This window comes from Gemmatimonadaceae bacterium (genome assembly GCA_019637355.1).
Classification (GTDB): Bacteria; Gemmatimonadota; Gemmatimonadetes; order Gemmatimonadales; family Gemmatimonadaceae; genus Pseudogemmatithrix.
Genome location: JAHBVT010000001.1, coordinates 2,722,093 through 2,739,704 on the forward strand (window position 1 = coordinate 2,722,093; position 17,612 = coordinate 2,739,704).

9 protein-coding genes are annotated in these 17,612 nt (G+C 68.9%); all 9 read right to left on the minus strand.

Going from position 1 to position 17,612, the window contains the following annotated elements; all coding sequences use genetic code 11:
• Window positions 1-138: 138 nt before the first annotated feature.
• The 9 genes from KF689_12450 to KF689_12490 all read right to left on the minus strand — a co-directional run bounded on the left by KF689_12450 (window position 139) and on the right by KF689_12490 (window position 17,586).
• Complete coding sequence (locus KF689_12450; protein MBX3134183.1) at window positions 139-747, minus strand: histidine phosphatase family protein; 609 nt, start codon at window positions 745-747, stop codon at window positions 139-141.
• Window positions 748-754: 7 nt separating this feature from the next.
• Window positions 755-1,111, minus strand: coding sequence for a DMT family protein (locus KF689_12455; protein ID MBX3134184.1), 357 nt, complete (start codon window positions 1,109-1,111; stop codon window positions 755-757).
• 217 nt (window positions 1,112-1,328) lie between these two features.
• Complete coding sequence (locus KF689_12460) at window positions 1,329-2,339, minus strand: hypothetical protein (GenBank protein MBX3134185.1); 1,011 nt, start codon at window positions 2,337-2,339, stop codon at window positions 1,329-1,331.
• A 445-nt stretch (window positions 2,340-2,784) separates the two neighbouring features.
• Window positions 2,785-3,237 (minus strand): hypothetical protein, encoded by a 453-nt coding sequence (locus KF689_12465; GenBank protein ID MBX3134186.1) that lies wholly within the window; start codon window positions 3,235-3,237, stop codon window positions 2,785-2,787.
• A 26-nt stretch (window positions 3,238-3,263) separates the two neighbouring features.
• Window positions 3,264-8,708 carry an RHS repeat-associated core domain-containing protein gene (locus tag KF689_12470; protein MBX3134187.1) on the minus strand — a complete coding sequence of 1,815 codons (5,445 nt, stop codon included), beginning with the start codon at window positions 8,706-8,708 and terminating at the stop codon, window positions 3,264-3,266.
• Between the two features lie 301 nt (window positions 8,709-9,009).
• Window positions 9,010-12,120, minus strand: coding sequence for an efflux RND transporter permease subunit (locus KF689_12475; GenBank protein MBX3134188.1), 3,111 nt, complete (start codon window positions 12,118-12,120; stop codon window positions 9,010-9,012).
• Entirely contained in the window at window positions 12,117-15,200 is a 3,084-nt protein-coding gene (locus KF689_12480; GenBank protein ID MBX3134189.1) for an efflux RND transporter permease subunit, read from the minus strand. The genes KF689_12475 and KF689_12480 overlap by 4 nt, the downstream gene beginning before the upstream one ends.
• A 12-nt stretch (window positions 15,201-15,212) precedes the next feature.
• Window positions 15,213-16,346 (minus strand): efflux RND transporter periplasmic adaptor subunit, encoded by a 1,134-nt coding sequence (locus KF689_12485; protein MBX3134190.1) that lies wholly within the window; start codon window positions 16,344-16,346, stop codon window positions 15,213-15,215.
• 85 nt (window positions 16,347-16,431) lie between these two features.
• The gene (locus KF689_12490; protein MBX3134191.1) at window positions 16,432-17,586 is read right to left on the minus strand and encodes a hypothetical protein; all 1,155 of its coding nucleotides are present in this window, start codon (window positions 17,584-17,586) and stop codon (window positions 16,432-16,434) included.
• Window positions 17,587-17,612: the final 26 nt, after the last annotated feature.

Genomic DNA, 17,612 nt, shown 5'->3' on the forward strand with positions numbered 1-17,612 from the left:
GGACACGAACGGAACCGTCAAGGAGGGTCTCCAAGGGGGGCGCGAACGAGGGGTAATCTGCGCCCCCACCGACACTTCCGCAACGTTCGGGACCCGTGATTTTCCCTGTGAAAACCCCCTTCCGGAGCCCCGGCGCGGCTAGGGCCGCGCCGGCGGCGCCATCATCGTCGCACAGCCGGGTGCGGCCGGGGGGTTCGGGCCGCCATAGCGGCCCTCCACGAGGTGGGCTTCCCCGTGGATCAGCACCAGCGTGTACAGGCCGTCGTACTGGTGGTCGCAGAGCTCGGCCCGGCGGGGCCCGCCGAGCGCCGCGATGTACTCCATAATCGTGTTCGAGTGCCCCACCACGAGGACGGTCTTGCCGTGATGCTTGCGCACCGCGGCCGCCATCGCCTCGATGTGCGAGGTCCCGGCCGAGAGCGGCACGACTTCGGGTGTGATGCCGAAGTGCCGCGCCACCGGCAGCGCCGTGTCGCGCGTGCGGACGCGCGGCGTGTGGATGACCACCTGCAGCTTCGAATCCCGCAGCGCCTCCACCAGCGCCAGCGCGCGCTGCTCGCCGGCCGGCGTGAGCACCGGATCGTTGGCCGGCTCCGTGCCGCGCTCCCCGTGGCGCACGAAGATCACGATGGTCGGCTCCTCGTGCGGCGCGGCCTGCCCCGGCTGGTGGTGCGCGGGGTTGTGCTGCTGGGCGCCGAGCGCGGCCGGCAGCGCGACGAGGGCGAGGAGGCGGGCGAGTGAGCGCATCGTCAGGTCAGGCTGGAGTGAGGTTCCCACGGAACACAAAGTACACCGCGCCGAGCAGGCAGAGGCTGGCCCAGAGGAAATCGAGCTTGAGCGGCTGCTTCATATACACCACCGCGAAGGGCACGAAGACCGCGAGCGTGATGACTTCCTGCAGCATCTTGAGCTGGCCAAGCGAGAGCACCGTGAAGCCGATGCGGTTGGCCGGTACCTGCAGCAGGTACTCGAAGAGGGCGATGCCCCAGCTGATGAGGGCGGCAGCGTACCAGGCGCGGTGCTGATGGTGCTTGAGGTGGCCGTACCACGCGAAGGTCATAAACGCGTTGGAGGCGACGAGCAGCAGGGTGGTGCGGAGGACGGCGGACATAGGGTGGGATGCTGCGCTGATTGAGGGTGGCACGCTGGCCGGCAGCGCGAATTCTACAGCGCGCTCGTCCGCTTGGCCCTGAGGCAGTTGGGCAACTGCTTGGCGACGGCCGCTCCACAGGAGTGCCCAGTAATATCTGCGCTGGAAACCGATCGCCGGACTCGATTCCGTTCAGGTCAGATCACCAACGCAGCCCGCGGCCACGACGTCCCGGCGGTCAGCGCCTTCGAACGACTATCGCTCTAGGATACGGGAAGTTGTCTAGGATTACGAGCCTGTCGCCTCGGGCTGCCGCGACCAGCGGTAGACGTTCCGAGCGCTCGACCTCCGTCCCGTTCGTGAGATTGAGAAGTCGCGAGTCGATTGCGCTGAACTCTCGAGTCTCGGGAGGAGGGCCGGGAAAGCTCCGGACGTACTGAACGAGCAGATGCTGCTCATCCCACGCGACCATCGAACGCGCGAAGCTCGCCCCGTGAATCGAGTCGAGCACGCCCCCGACACTGCCGTCGTCATTAACCCGGAAAGCGAGGGAGTGAACGCCATCCAGCCGGTTCGACCACTTCAACTGCCCGAGCGAGTCATACGCGTGCACCAGCGGGTGCGATCTACCAGCGAGAACCACCTGACTCCGTCGTTCATCGCAATAGAGACGCGGTTCGACAATCTGGCGGCGAGCAAGGAGGCCGAACGTGCCGGCCGTGGCCTGCGGCAAAGACGGTTCCGGTCCGAAGGAGCGTCGCGCCTTCCCGTCCGGCCCGAGAGTGTGAGCCACGAACCCATCGAGCAGGAAGCTTGCGTAAACCCGACCCGCCAGTTCGCAAACGCTTGTCGAAACGTGCAGCGTACCAATCGAAGAGTCGAGGGACACGCGGCCACCAGTCGCCCGGAGAAACGAGAGGCGTGCGGAGGCAGGATCGAGCGCGAGGATCGCACCGGACGCGCTGCTGCCGATCGCTCGCGGTTGCGAGAGTTCCCCAGGACCCCTGCCCACTCTGGTGGAAGCCTGGAATCGTCCCACCGAATCGAACCACGAAACGCCGGGACGACGGAGATCCAGGAGCGCCAGGTCCCCGTGCGGGCCGTACTCCGCCGCGATGAGCTGGCCGAACTCCTGTTGCGGGTCGCCGTCCGCGACGCCCACGATGGCGACGGTGTCGACGGACCACAGGAGCAGCGTGGACGAGAGGGTTTGCGGGTTCTCACCGCCGCCTGTACAGCCGCCGAGCATTACTGCGGCAAGCAATGCTCGGACTGCGTGATGGACGTTGACCATTGAACGCTCGCGCGGCGACCCACGCGAAGGACCTGCTGTCCGCACTCTCGTCGGGTACGCCAAAGCTTCTACTGCTGATTGCACGGACTGGACTTGCAGGGATCGCCACTACAGCTGTACTTGAGGTCAGTATTGAAGCAGGTGTTGTACTGCGTGTCGCAAGCCTGGCTATCGCACCCAGACGTTGCCGAGAGTGGCGGTGCGACTAAGAGAGATGCAACAAGCCCCGCAAGCGCCGCACCAAGAAGCTATCCTGCATCCCGCCAAGTCGCTCGTGTCCTGACACCGGACATCCGCGCGTGGGCAAGGTGTTGCACTTAGTATGTGAATGCGCGGGGCCTAACCGCTAGTTGCTGCTGACAGCGGCTGCGCCGCTGCAGCAGAACGTAGGGTTAGGCTGTCACGCGAGTGCCCGCAAGAAGTCTGCAACAGTCAGATCCAGGATACGTTCGACCCACTCGTCCTCGTTCTTCGGCGCCGGAGCGAAGAACACACTCTCGACGCGCGTCGGCTTCTCGCGGAACTTGCGTTCGACAAGATCCAGCAAGCCGAAAGCAAACGGGTCGACAACATCATCGAGACCGACCTTGGTCATGAGCTTCCCAATCTCGCTCCCTAGCTCATTCCGATGAACTCGAAGCGACTCGCGTAGAGTTTCGGTTGGGCGGAGATGCCCGACTTCAACCCCGATCACTTTTGCGAGTTCAGCGGCGAGCGAGCTGACCGCGCTCTCGTCCTCGAGTCCGGCACTGCCGACGACTGATTCCACGAGGGGAATCATCGGCCTTTGCCGTAGTCGCTCGCGCACCTGAGCTTCGGCAGCTCTCAGGAGCTTGGTGGTGGTGAATGCCATCTGCGGGTTCCTCCTCGAGTTCGGCGTTAGGGCTCTCTGGCTTCCAAGCCACACCGCACGAGTGTGGTAACCACGTAGGTGGTCGCGAACGTCGACACAACGGCGGCACCCGTTCCGAGTGTACCGGCGGTCTTCACTGCGCCACTGCCTACCGTTCGTACTGGCATTCCACCTTGAGTGTTCGCGCCTGGCAGTCCCGGAAAGCGCCGATCGACCGACGTGAACGGTGAGGAGCCCGGCTGCCGGAAGCCTTGGCCCATCTTCATGTTCGCAAGGCCAAGAGGTGAAAGCGCCAGCATCGCGTTGAAGCCCGGCGTGTCTTGAGTGCACGTATGCATCCGCGAGAGATATGCCGTACGCTCTGCGGCCCGCTGCTCACGTTCTGCTTCCTCGGCCTTCTCGCACTCTTCTCGCTCAGCCGTTGCGAGCGAATCGGGACAGAGACCGAAGGGATCCGAAAAGTTTATGGGGTCGCCGTTCGCGTACCCGTACAAATTCAGGCCGCCGGCGAGCCCGATCGGGTCCGGCTGCGTGAACTGCCCGCTTGCCGGATTGTAGTACCGGTTCCGCATATACTGCAACCCGCTCGGGTCCGTCTTCCCGTCGAGCAGGCTGCCCTGCCACGACGTCGCCGTCGGCGGCGAGACGCGCGCATCCGGCGCGTGGTACACCCCGGCATAGCGCTGCGGCCAGTGGTAGCCCGTGACCTCGGTCCCGCTGCCGACGTACGTCCCCGTCTCGTAGGTCCCGCGCCCGCTGCGGTGCGGCACGAAGGCCGCGCTCCCGTCCTTGTGCACGAGCACGGGATCGTCGATGCCCTCCGCGTGCACGTAGCGCACCCGCCCGAAGAACGCCGCCCCGCTCGGCGCCGTGGTGCTCTCGAGCGTGGCGTCGCCGGCCCCTGCGTGCCCGGCCGAGCGCAACTCGTAGAGCAGCTCGTCGCCGTCCCAGACGAAGCGGTCCATCGTCGAGAGGCAGTTCCCGCTGAGGGCGCTCACGGAGTCGGGGCAGGTCTGCACGTCGGCGCGCGTGCGCACGAGCACCCGGCGGCCGAGCGCGTCGTAGCGGTACTCGGTCTGGAGGTGCCGCCCGGTGCTGCGGTCGAAGGAGCGCTGCGAGACACGCAGGCGCTGCAGGGCGTCGTAGGCGTAGAATGCGTACTCGCTTCCTTCGAGCGGGCTCTCGAAGACGTCCTCCCCTTGCCCGTCGAGGTGGGAGAAGCGCCGCGCCAGCTGCAGCGCGAGCACCAGGTTGCGCGCGTTGTCGAAACTGTGGGTGACGGTGTCCAGCACGGTGACGGCGGGGGCGCTGCCCGAGCGGACGGTCGAGAGCGGGTCGGGTTGCCGCGCGGTCTGCACGTCGCCGCTGTAGAGCTGGTCGCTCGCCGCACGCCCCGCGGGGGACGCGCGGTTGCTGTGCGTGCGCCAGACCCGGCCGAGCGCGTCCGCGTCGAACTCGTCGGTCAGGCGGCCGAGGGTGCCGTAGTTCACGTAACGCGTCACGGCGGAGACCGCGCCGAACCCGTCGTAGGCCACGTAGGCGGTGTCGCTGAGGGTCGCGTTCCACGCCGCGCTGTGGCGCGACACCTGCTTGTCGCGCTCGTCATAGGTGAACGCGTCGGCGAAGATGGTGTAGCCGCCGAAGCCCGTCTCGCTGCGGCTCTCCAGCCGCCCCGCCGTGTCGTAGGTGTTGGTGAGCGCGATGCCCGGCGACGCACCGACGACCTGCCGCGTGAGCAACTGGCCGATGGTGTTGTGCGTCATCGCGAAGGTGGTCTTGCTTCCAGACCCGATGAGCGAGTCGACCAGGCCGGTCAGGAAGCCGGTCTCGGGATGGTACGTGTACTTCAAGTGCCGCCCGAACGTGTCGGAGCGCCCCGTGCGTCGCCCGAGCAGGTCGACGAGGAACGTCAGGCCGTAGACGTGCGTGGCGTAGGGTGACGCCGCGGTATCGGCGGCGTCGTAGCGCCGCAGTCGCAGGGTGTCGGTCTTGAGGGCGCCATTGGCGTAGTACGAGCGCGCAATCCGCGCGTCCCGGTTGTCGGCCGTGAGGAGGCGTCCGCCGGCGTCGTAGGTGAACAGCTCGAGGTCGCCCGGGATGAGCAGGCTGGGCGTGGTGCCGCCACCGAGGAGCGGGCTGCCAAAGTACGGGAAGGTCACGCGCGGACCGATCCAGCCCGGGGGCTGGTTGGAACAGGCCTCGCAGACGACCTGCGCGGCGGACACCTCCGGCAGGAAACGATACAGGAGGCGACCGAGCGCGTCGTAGCCCTGCCGGACCTGGTGCCCGCGCCGCGTGATCTGAATCGTCGCATTGCCGGCGGGGTCGTATCGGAAGGAATCCGGATGCACGGCCTCGTTGTGCCGGAGGACGCGGTTGGCCGCGTCGTAGAGGTAACTGGTCTGCGCACCGGCGGTACCGGGTCCCCCGAGCGTCCACCGCCCGATGGTGAGGACGTTGCCCTCCGCATCGTAGGTGTTGTGGACGATGCGCGTGCGCTCCGGCACCAGGTCCCAGGTCGCGTCACCAAGGCTGTCGAGGCGCGTGGTCGCCAACCCCACCGTGATGACGGAGTCCACCAGACCGATCGGGTTCCGGACGATGCGCTCGGTGAACCGGCCGGCGTCATCCTCGCGCTTGATCTCGAAGCCGAACGGATCGCGCACGGACGTGATCTTCGCGGCGAACTCCCGGACGGCAGAGACGTTTCCGAGGGCGTCGCGCCAGAGGGTGGTATGCTGCCCGGGTCCGACGACGCTATCCACCAGATTGTCGTCGTCGTAGTGAAAGTTCACGCGGGAGCCGGAGTCGTTGCTCCGTTGCGTCCAGTTCCGCAGTGGCCACGTACTGTCGTAGCTGTGGATGATCGAGTCGAGGAGCGGCTGCGCGACGGTCAGCGGCAAGTGCCACTTCGTATGCCACGCAATCGTCGTCACGGCATTGCTGTCCGTGCCGATGGGATTGACGGTCGTGAGAGACGTCGGCAGCCCGCGCGCGTTGTAGGCCGCCTGCTGCGTCAGCCCGGTGGGATCTTGGACGCCCAGCACCCGGCCCGGGAAATCGGGGTCTCGGCCCAGCGCCGTGCGGCCGCCGAGCGCATCGAAGAGGGAGTCGAGCTGTCCGAAGCGGTTGAGGTGGAACGTGGTGACGTCGATGAGGCCGCCGCGCGGACCGTCCACGCGCGTGACGACGCTCGGGAGCGGCACGCCACCGACGCTGCCCTCGGACCAGGCGCAGGCCACGAGGCTGCGGGTCTCGGCCGGGCAGTAGCGCGTCGTGATCGTGGTATCGCCGGTCCGCTGCATCCCGATGCTCGTCTGACTGATGGCACCGAACGCGTCGTAGGTGAAGGCCACGGTGTCGGCGGCGATGCGGCGGCGGCGCCAGCCCACGCGGCCGTGGGCACCTGCGGTATCGAAGCGCACCACGTGCGCATTGGGGTCCGTGATGCCGTCCACGGCCCCATTCCCGGCGTGCGTCACGGCCACCGTGCGCGTACTGTCGCCCGGATTGCGTTCGGCACGCACTTGCGTGAGGAGGCCTCCGCTGTACGCGAGTTCGTAGCGCAGATACGCCGACGAGGCGGCCGGGGCCGGCAGGAGAATGCGGGTGAGACGGTCGCTGGTGTACGTGAAGACGGTCGTGTCGCCGAGCCGGCCGACGGTTCGCGTGTGCCGCCCATTGTCGTCGAACCGGACGTACGCGCGGTCCGGCAACAGGCGCCGCCAGTCACCGGATCCCACGTGCCCGAGCGTATCCACGCGAGTCAGCGGGGCGTGCGCGTAGTAGTTGGCGGTATCGGCGCCCGCGCCGCGGATGTACAGTCGCGTGCTGCCGTCCCCGCCGATCCAGAGCTTGTGGGTGGCAGAGAGGTGAAGGACTTGCTCCAGCCCCTCAAGCCACCACCCGCGGCCGAACGGACTGGCGATACGGTTCACGACCACGAAGCTGCCGGTGTCCGTGGCGGCGTAGCTGCTGTCGCCGGGCGACTGTGCACGCAACGTGTAGTGGTACAGGCCGGTGGCGAGCGCCAGCGAATCGGCGTTCACGGGGTAGACCACGCGGCAGGCGGCGTTCCGGCAACTGGCCGGCCACGCGAACTTCCGCATCGGCAGACTCGCCCCGCCGGTGATCTCGAGCGAAATGCCCATCGTGTCCGGCGTGGCGTGGAGCGTCGTCACGTCGGCCGCGACGAGCGCGATGGGATTCGCGTGCCGGCTGAGGTAGGTCAGGGCCGGAGTCCATCGACGGCCCATCGTGTGGACTGTCGGCAGCGGGTGCGCGAGGCGAAGGTCTCCGCACTCGACGCCCGCGGCGTCGCCCGCCGCGAAGGAGACGCATTGTCCGCGCGCCAAGGTCGAGCCCGGGTTGACCGCGTGTGAGGCGACGAGGACCGACGGCGCACCGCCGCTGCCACCGTTGGGCCCGACGGTGACGGCCGTCCGGCCCGTCGCCGAGGCGCCCTCTGCACGGGCCGTGAGGTAGACGGCCCCGACCGTCGGAGTCGAGAAGGACTTTGCGACAATGGAATCGACGGTCACCATCGAGGAACTGCCGGCACCGATCGTCACGGTGGCCGGCGCCTTGCAGGGTGTGGCCTCGAGCGCGACGGTGCACGAGGCCTGCAACGTGTAGGTGGTCGCGACCGTGCCGGTGTTGCCGACGGTGAACGAAGCGCTGAACGTAGTCCCGTTGCCCTGCTGGGTGGTATTGGCCGTCGGCGTCACGGTGACCGCGCGCGCGACGGGCGCCGACGGCGGGACAGGGTGCGTGTTCGTGCGCTGCGAACAAACGTCCTGAGAGTCGACGTAGCGGCAGACCCGGAAGGTGACTACCCCCATCCCGACCGAGTTCCCACTCACCAAGACCGAGACGGTCGCCGAGTTGCCACCGGCAATGGTGACGTGGGAGGAGCCGACGATGCTGCACCCGGAAGCGCTGCGCGTGCAGAGGGCCGCAAGGCTGTAGGTGCGTGCATAGCCGACGCCATTGGCGATCCGGTAACGCAGGGTCGCGTTCTGGCCGATCGCGAGCACCGTGCCTGGGTCAAGCGGGGTGAGCGTCGTCTCCGTGTCCTCAGGGTACTCGCGGTAGTACGTGAAGGTCCGCTCGTCGCAGGCGTAGGCGGGCCAGTTCGAGCAGGCGTACACGGTGAACGTGTTCGCGCCAAGCTCCATCCCGGTGTCGTAGGCCGGATTCCAGTTCACGAAGTAGGCCGTTCCTGACTCGCCCGACCCACATTGAGCGTACGCATCCGAATTGACGCTGGCGATTGGCGCGGTCACCTCGACTTCCGTGACGCCGTACTGGTGACAGATGGAGACGATGACTTCGAGCGTCGGGCTCAGGTTGGTCCAGTGGTTCGGGACCGACACGTAGATGTTTGGAATTGCTCCGCGTGAACGCGAGAGCGAGTCGCCCACTCGCAAGGAGGGAGCAGCGACGAGGTCGTTGTCAGCGGCGGCGGTCACCGGAGCCGCACCCCTCGCCCAGTGCGCACTGATGGCAAGTAGTGCGATTCCCACGCTGACAGCGCCAAGCCGCAGTGCGAGAGTGGATGGCAGCCCTACCCTCACTACCTGCACCACCCGACGAAAAGCACTATGCAGCGCAAGAAGTCCTACACTCGTTCTCGTGAGCATTTGAGGTAGGCTAGCGTGGACAGTGGCTCCCGCACGACTCGCCTACCATAAAGACTCACATTCTAGTGCGCCAGTACTGTTTTGTGCCACGATGCCTAGGTCACTGCCGAAACCGACGGCTGTAACGGACCTATGTGGCGTCGACCACGCCCGCTCGTCGCCACCGCCAGAACGCCAAGACCCCCCAAACCCGCCACTCCCGCCAGCGCCCACGCCGCCTCGGGCCTCCCCGCGCCCCACCCCGCAACCGCGCCAACATCGCCGGCAGGATCAACATCGCCCCCAGCGTCCCGGCCAACGTCCCGCCCGCCGTCGCCAGCGCGATCGCTCCGAACAGCGTCGTCGACTTCGTCCCCACCGCCAGCGGCACCAGCGACGCCAACGTCGTGAGCGTCACCATCAGGATCATCCCCGAACGGTCCAGCGCCGCGTGATACACCTGCGACGCGCGCAGCCGCCCGCCGCTCTTGCGCCGTCGCTCGAGTGCCGCGTCCACGAGCAGGATGCTCTGGTTCACCGCCAAGCCCACGACGAGGATCACGCCCACCGCCGCCTCGCGCGTGAACGCCGCATCGGCCCACCAGAACGACGCCACCACGCCCGCCAGCGCGATCGGCAGCGAGATGAACACCATCGCCGCGCCCCACGCGGAGTCGAACACCATCGCCACCGCGAGGATCACCAACGTCACGCCGATGGCGAACACCAGCCACAGGCCCTTCTGGCTCTCGTCACCGCGGTTCTGGAACAGCTGCTGGTCCTCCACGGTGAATCCGGGCGGCACGCTGATGCTGGCCATAAAGGCCTCGTGCGTGCGCTGCGCCAGGCGATTGGGCCCGCGGAACTCATAGGCCACCACGCGCAGGTAGCGCTGGTCCTCGCGCGTCACGACGGCCAATTGCTCGCGCTCGTCCACCCGAGAGAGGTCGGCGATGCGCGCCGGCGTGCCGGTGGCGGTAGGCACGAGCGCATCACGCAGCTCGTCGAGCGAGCGCTCCCGCGACCCGACGGCCTTCACTGTCACCGGAATCTCCTCGCCGCCGATCTCCAGCCGCTGTCCGCCCACCGGGCCGCGCACCTCGCGCCCCACGGCCTGCGTGAACGCCGCCGCCGTCACGCCGTAGCGCGCCAAGGCGTCGCGGTCAGGATCCAAGGTCACCGCGAAGGCGCGGTCCCCGCCGAAGAAGCTGCCGCTGGTCACGATCGGGTTCCGCACCCGCGCGATGTTCTCGAGCCGTGCGCGAATGTCCTCAGCCAACTCGGCCACCGCCGCGTACGAGTACCCCAGCACGCGGATGCGGAAGTTGCTGCTCGAGCCCATCCCGCCGCCGGAGCTGAACGCCGGCCCCTGTCCGCTCACGTAGATGCTCGCGCCGCCGATGTACACGGCGCGCGCCGTGAGCGCCTCCTGCACCTCCAGCGGGATCGCCGTCACCTCGGCGGCCGGGGTGAACGACACCCGCATTCCCGCGCCGGAGACGCTGTAGCTGTTGGCGATGACTTCCTCCACGCCCTCGCGACCCACGACCACGCGTTCCATCTCGCGCATCGCCGCGTCCAGCGACGCCGGGTCGGAGCCGCGCGGGAAGCTGATGTTCACCGACACGGAGTTGCGCTGCGTGCCGAAGCCGCCGAAGGCGAAGCGCGGGATCTTCTTCACGAACACCCAGCCGAGCCCGACGATGGCGCCGGTGGTGAGCACGATGGTGACCCAGCGCCAACGCAGCGCCTTCTTCACCGTCCAGCCATACACGCGCTGCAGCCGCGGCCAGTGGGTCTCCTTCATCCCGTGTCCCGCCGCCAGCGCGGGAATCATCACCAACGCCGAGACCACCGACCACGCGAGCCCCAGCGTGAACGCCGCCGCGAAGGGGAAGAACGCCGCGCGCGCGTTGCCCTGCAGATACAGGAAGGGAAACAGCACGACCGTCGTCGTGAGCGTCGCGCCGACGACGGCCGGCATCATTCGCTGCGCCACGTTGGCACGGCCCTCCGGCGTGTCCGGCGCCGAGCGCAGGCGCTCGACGACCACCAGCCCGTTCTGCACCAGCACACCGATGCCCATCCCGAGCCCGGCCAGCGTCAGCATATTCGCGGGAATCTCGAGCAGGAACAGCCCCAGCGCCGTGCCGGCGATGGCGATCGCCGCGGACCCCATCACCAGCGCGACGGCCCGCCAGTTGCGCAGGGCGATGATCAGCACCAGGGCCACGGCCACGAACGCGATCGCGCCGCGGCGGATGAGGTCCTTCAGTTGCCGATCCAACTCCACCGACTCGTCGGCCGTCACGCGCCAGCGCACGCCCGGCGGCAGCTCCGGCGTCATCGTGCGCAGCGCCGCACGCACGGCACGCGCGGTCTTGATGGCATCCGAGCCCGCCTCGCGCGCCACGGTCAGCGACAGCGCGTTGTTGCCGTTCACGCGATAGAACATCCCGCGCGAATCTTCCTCGGGGCGCACCTGGGCCAGTTCGCCGAGCCGGAAGACGCGGCCGCCGCGGCCGCGGATCGGCAGGTCCTCCAGCTCCTGCAACGCGCCGGGCTGGTCGCGCAGCACGACCTCGCGGCGGCTCGCGCCCATCCGCTCGGTGCCCAGCGCGCTCACCACCCGCGCCTCGCGCACGGCATTGGCCAGCGCCTGCGGCTCCACGCCTACCTGCCGCAGCAGCAACGGGTCGTACGACACGCTGGCGCCGAACTCGGTACCGCCGCCCACCGACACGCCGCTCACGCCGCTCACCGCGCTCAGCCGCGGCGTCATCACCTCGTTGGCGATGCGCTGCAGCGCCCCGGCAGTGTACGGCCCGTTCAGCAGCACGCGCAGCAGCGGCGGCTCCTGCAGCGCCTCGGGCACGAGGTTGCCGACCACCGGCTGCGTGGCGCCGAGAGGGAAGTCGCCGCGCAGCAGCTCCAGCCGCTCGAGGATGGCCAGGCGCGTGAGCTGCACGTTAGCCTTGGGGTCGAGCTCGATCGTCAGCCGCGACGAGCCGTCGCGCGATTCGCTGCTGGTGCGACGCACGCCACGCACGCCCTGCGCCGCCGCCTCCACCGGCGACGAGATGTACATCTCCACCAGCTCGGCCGACGCGCCCTGCCACGTGGCGGTGATCTGCAGCCGCGGGAGCTCGACGGTGGTGCGCGTGGCCAACGCCAGCCGCGTGAACGACACGCCGCCACCGAGCACGATGCCCACCGCCACGGCCCACACCACGGCCGGCCGGCTCACCGCCCAGCGAATCACGCCACGCCCTCGGTGCGCCGGGCCTTCCAGCGCTCCATCATCGTGTACGCCACCGGCAGCAGGAAGAACGTCACGAACTGGGCCGAGATCGCGCCTCCGATCACGGCGGCGGCCAGCGGCTGGTAGAGCGCGCCGCCCTGGCCGAGCCCGAGCAGCAGCGGCAGCACGCCGAGGATGGTCGTCAGCGTCGTCATCGTCACGGCACGCAGGCGCTGGCGGCCGCCGGCCAGCACGGCCTGCTCCAGCGGATAGCCCTTCTCCTGGAACTTCATAATCGCGGCGATCTTCACGACGGCGTCGTTGTCGGCGACGCCGATCATCACCACGATGCCGATCAACGACACCACGTTGATGCTCTGCCCCGTCATCCAGAGCAGGGCGAGCCCGCCGGCCGCGGCGAGTGGCACGGTGGTCATCACGACCAGCGGCGTGGTGAACGAGGCGAACTCGCCCGCCAGCACCAAGAACACCAGCGCCGCGGCGAGCAGCGCCACGAGGTATAGCTGCTCCGTCGTACGCCGCTGCTCCACATCCGCACCGGTGATCTCCCACGTAAGGCCCGCCGGCGGGTTCAGCTCGGCGAGCTGCCGCTCCACGTCGCGCGACGCGCGGGCCGTGCCGCCGTCGGTGATCAGCCCCTCGACGATGCTCACCGGGCGCTGGTTCACGCGCACGACTTCGATCGGCGCGCGTACCTCGCGCCAGGTCACCAACTGGCTGAGCGGCACGCCGTTCACGGGTGTCGCCAACGCCACCTGGAGGTCCTCGTTGGCATTGCCGGCAAAGCGCACGCGGATCGGCGTGCGTCGGTCGGTCTCGCGCAGCTCGCTGGCGTCCACGCCACCGAGCCCGCCCTGCAATGCCCGCAGCACGGTCTGCACCGGGATGCCGCGCTCGGCCAGGCGCGTGCGCTCCAGCGCGACTTCGATCTGCGGCTGCGTGGTGCTGTTGGCGCTGCGCACGTCCGCCAGCGAGGCCAGCGTCAACAGCCGCAGGCGCACGGAATCCGCCCAGGCCTGGCTCTCCGGTAGCGTGCGCGCGCTGACCTCCACGCGCACGAGGCGGCCTTCGCGGCCGATCAACGATCCGAACTCCGACTGCCCGGCCAGGTCGAGGGCCAGCATCCCGCCCTCGGCAAGATCGGGCACGCCCTCGCGCAGTCGGTCGGCGAGCTGCGCGGCGTCGACGCCGTCGTCCACGGGAATGAGCAGTTGCGCCGTCGCGGACGTGCCCGGCTCGGCGCCGGCGAGAATCTCCTCGTCGGTGGCGATGCCGATGCGCGAGTACACGCCCCGCGCGCCCAACGACGCGGCCAACGCCTCGATGCGGCCCACCTGGCGCGTCGTCTCCTCGATCGACGTGCCCTCCGGCAACTGCACCGCCGCGACGATGATGCCTTCGTCCACCTGGGGCAGGATCTCCTTCGGCATCCGCAGCAGCGCGATCCCGAGGAACACCATCAGCGCCACGCCCGAGCCGAGGATGACACGCGGATGCCGTAGCGACCACTCCATTCCGTGCTCATAGACGTCGGCGAGGCGCTCGCCGAAGGCCACGAGCTTGGCCTCGCGCGGCCCCGGCTCACGGTCCGCCCGCAGCCGCGCCTGGGCGATCCGCTGCCGACGGCCGATGATCATCACCGGCAGCAGCGTCATCGCGAGCACCAGCGACCCGCCGACGGAGAGCACCACCGCCAGCGAGAGATCGCGGAAGAGGGCGGCGGCGAGCCCCTTCACGAAGATGATCGGCCCGAACACCAGCATCGTCGTGAGCGTGCCGGCCAGCAGGGGCCCCGCCACCTCATCCGTCGCTTCGATCGCGGCATCGTCCAACGGGAGGTCCGTCTCGCCGAACTTCCGGCTCGTGGCGTCGGACACCACGATGGCGTTGTCCACGAGGAGCCCGACGCCCAAGGCGAGGCCGCCGAGCGAGAGCACGTTCACCGTGACGCCAAAGAGTTGCAGGAACACCAGCGCCACGCCCACCGAGAGCGGCAGCACGATGGCGATCGCCACCGCCGACCGGAAATGGCGCAGGAAGATGAAGATCATCCCGAGCGCGAGGACGCCGCCGACGATGATCTCCTGCGCAAGGTTCGACAGCGCGCCGACGACGAAATCAGCCTGCGCCGCCACGACGTGCATCCGGATCTCGGGGAACTCGCCCTGCAGCAGGTCGATGACTTCCATCATCTGCCGCGTGACCGCCACCGTGTTCGAGCCGGCATCCTTGTAGACCACCAGACCCACCGCCGCGCCGCCATCGAGCCGCGTCAGCGTGCGGGGCTCGGCCAGGCCGCTCGTCACGGTCGCAATGTCGCGGAGGCGTAGGTTGGCGCTGGCGGGCCCCACCGGCGTCTCGGCGATCTCATCGAGTGCGCGGAACTCCGTGAGGGCTCGCACCGAGAAGCGGAACTGCCCGCGCCGGATCGTGCCGCCGGCGCCGTTGGCGTTGGCCGACTGCACCGCGTTGGCCACGTCGTTGGTGGAGATGCCCAGCGCGCGCATCCGCTCGGGGTCCACCTCGATCTTGATCTCGTCTTCCGGTGCACCCACCACGGCCACGCTGGCCACGCCACCGATCTGCTCCAGGCGCCGCGCGTGCACGTCGTTGGCCGTCCGTCCGAGCAAGCGCAGGTCGTTGAGCCCCGTCAGGCCGATGACGGCGATCGGACGTTCGCCCGGGTCGGAGGTGAGCAGCGTCGGACGCGCCGCGCCTTCGGGCAAGCGCGCGCGCACTTGGTCGAGTCGCTCGCGCACGGTCAGGATCGTCGACGGCATATCCGTGCCCCACGCAAAACGCAGCGTGGTCACGGCCTCGCCGTTGCGACTCACCGACCGCAGCTCCACGAGGCCCGGCGTGGCCGCCACCTGCGCCTCGATCGGCTCGGCCACGAAGCGCGACACTTCCTCGGCCGCTGCACCGGTGTAGGTCGTGCGTACCGTCAGCACGGGGAGCGTCACGTCGGGCAGCAGCGTCACCGGCAGGCGCGTCAGCGACACGCTGCCGAGCAGGACGATGGCCAAGGTCGCGGCCACCGTCGTCACGGGACGACGGACGGCGTAGGCAGTGAGCGACATCGCGCGGCCGGCTTAGGGGTTCCGCTCGCGCGGCGCTACCGCACGGACGGGCGCATCGTGCGTCAGCGTCAGGTGCCCTTCGATGATCACTTGGTCGCCGGGGTTCACGGGGATGATGCCGCTGCTCGAGTCCGGCAGGATCTCCGTCACCTGCCCGTTGCTTCGCCCAGGCAGCACGTAGGTCCACTGCGCGCGGCCGCCCCGCACCACGAACACCAGCGGGCGCCCGTCGCGTTCGATGATGGCGCGCGCCGGCACCAAGCGGCGATTGCTCAGGCGCTGCGCCTCGAGCCGCACGTCGGCGTACATCCCGGGCCGCAGGGCCGAGCCGCCGGACGCGCGCACGAAGGCGCGGCCTGCGCGCGTGGTGCTGTCCACCATCGGCAGGATCGCCGAGACGCGGCCGGGAATGGCCTGGCCCGGCACGGCGGCGCTCGTGATCACCGCCTCGCCGCCGACGCGGATCAGCGGCAGGTCGTGCTCGAGCACGGCGGCCTCGATGCGCAGGCTCTCAAGGTCCACCAGCGCGGCAAGGTCCTGGCCGGCATTGACGCGGTCGCCCACGACGGTGCTGATGCGGTCCACCGTGCCGTTGAACGGCGCGTAGATAGTGGAGCGCTCGCGGGCGAGCTTGGCGCGGTCGAGGCGCACCCGCGCCGCGGCCAGGCCGGAGCGGATCACGAAGGCATCGAGGCGCACCTGCGAGGGCATCACGCCCGTCGCGGCTGAATCAGGCCGGTAGAGGTCTTCATACCGCTGCGTGGCCTCCCTGAGCGCAACTTCCGCTTCGGCGAGGTCGATCTCGAACGGTCGCGCATCGAGTTCGACAATCGGCTGGCCGCGGCGCACGCGGTCGCCCGGGCGCACCAGCACGCGAGCCACCGTCCCCGCGACTTCCGTGCGGATGCGGCCCTCGCTCTCGGAGCGCACCTGCCCCGTGGTATTGATGGAGAGCACGAGGTCGCCGTCGGTGACTTCCGTGGCCACGACGGGCAGCGAGACCGTGCTACCGCCCGACGAACCGGCGGAATCCGAGGCGGTCGAACCGTCTTCGGCGGCGGCGTCCGTGGCGGCATCGCTGGACTTGAGCTTGTCGCAGGCCCCAAGGGCGGCCGCGGCGAGGAGGATCAATGAGAGACGGCGCATCGACATCTGGCTGGGCGTTCGTGGGAAGGTGTCGGGTGTTTGACCCCCGTCGCTATCAGAGGGTTGCCCGCGGTAGCGATTCAGTTCACTTGCGCACGCGCATCCGGGCGATGACCAGCCCACCCGAATCTTCATCATCCAGCGGGACTAGCAACTCGCCGTTGGGCAGCAGCCCCACGGGAAGGTAGAGCCCGCGGACGGACCCTGCATACGCCCCGTCGCTGCCGAAGACATCCAGCACCGGCGGCTTCTCGTTGGCCACTGAACGCTGCACCCACATCGTCGCATCGGCGAGCAGCGCGACGCCGTGCACCTCGAGCATCACCGGAGCGAATCCCACGGTCTGCAGCAGCTCGTCCAGCGGCACCGTACACTCGCCGCCCCCGAAGCGAATCTTGAGCCCCTCCGGATACATCCGCTGCAGGTCCGCGACGGTCGGCGCGCGCTGGGGGAGATCGCGGCGGATGCTGGCGATGAGCCGCGAGCCTTCGAAGAGCTGCAGGCGGTAGTCCGGGCCCAGCGTAGCCAGCATCCGCGCCCCGCTATGCGTCCAGATGATGCGGGGCGAGAAGAAGGCCGGCATCGCGAAGCCCAGGCGCCCGCCGCAGGCCTGCATCATCTTCGGCCGCCCCTCGTTCACCTCGAACAGCGGGGCCGAGCCCAGCGTGTCGAGATACAGCATCGTGCGCGATCCGGTGGAGTCGAACGCCGAGCTCTCCACCCACGCGCCGCCGCTGCGGAAGGCCAGTCCCTGCACGCGGTCGAGCGCCCCGCGGCGCGGCAGGTCTTGGATGGGCTCCAAATCCGGCCCCCAGCGCACGATGGCGTTGCGGCCGAGGTCGAGCACCGCGACGGAATCGCCTTGTTGCAGCAACTGGTACGCGAACTCCATCTCCCCCGGCGCGCCGCCCTTGCGGCCGAAGCTGCGCTCGTAGCGCCCGTCTCGCCCGAAGCGCCGGATGGCCGGTTCGTTCTCGAGCACATACGTGCGGCCCGCACGGTCGGTCAGCACGACCCGCCGCGACACGCCCGTAAACAGCCAGGGTTCACCGAGCGAGTCGGTGAGCAGGCCGAGAGTGTCGAAGCGCCACGCGAGCTCGGCATCCGGGCCAGTGGAGGTGATGATCTTCACGCCGGCCGAGTCGCTGCGGATGACGTTGGCGGCGGCTGGCGTGCCGCGGTCGCAGCCCATCACCGCGAGCAGCAGCAGGCCCGCCGCTGAGATTGGGGGGAATCGCATCGGCCCTATTTGCAGTTGGGGGTTGA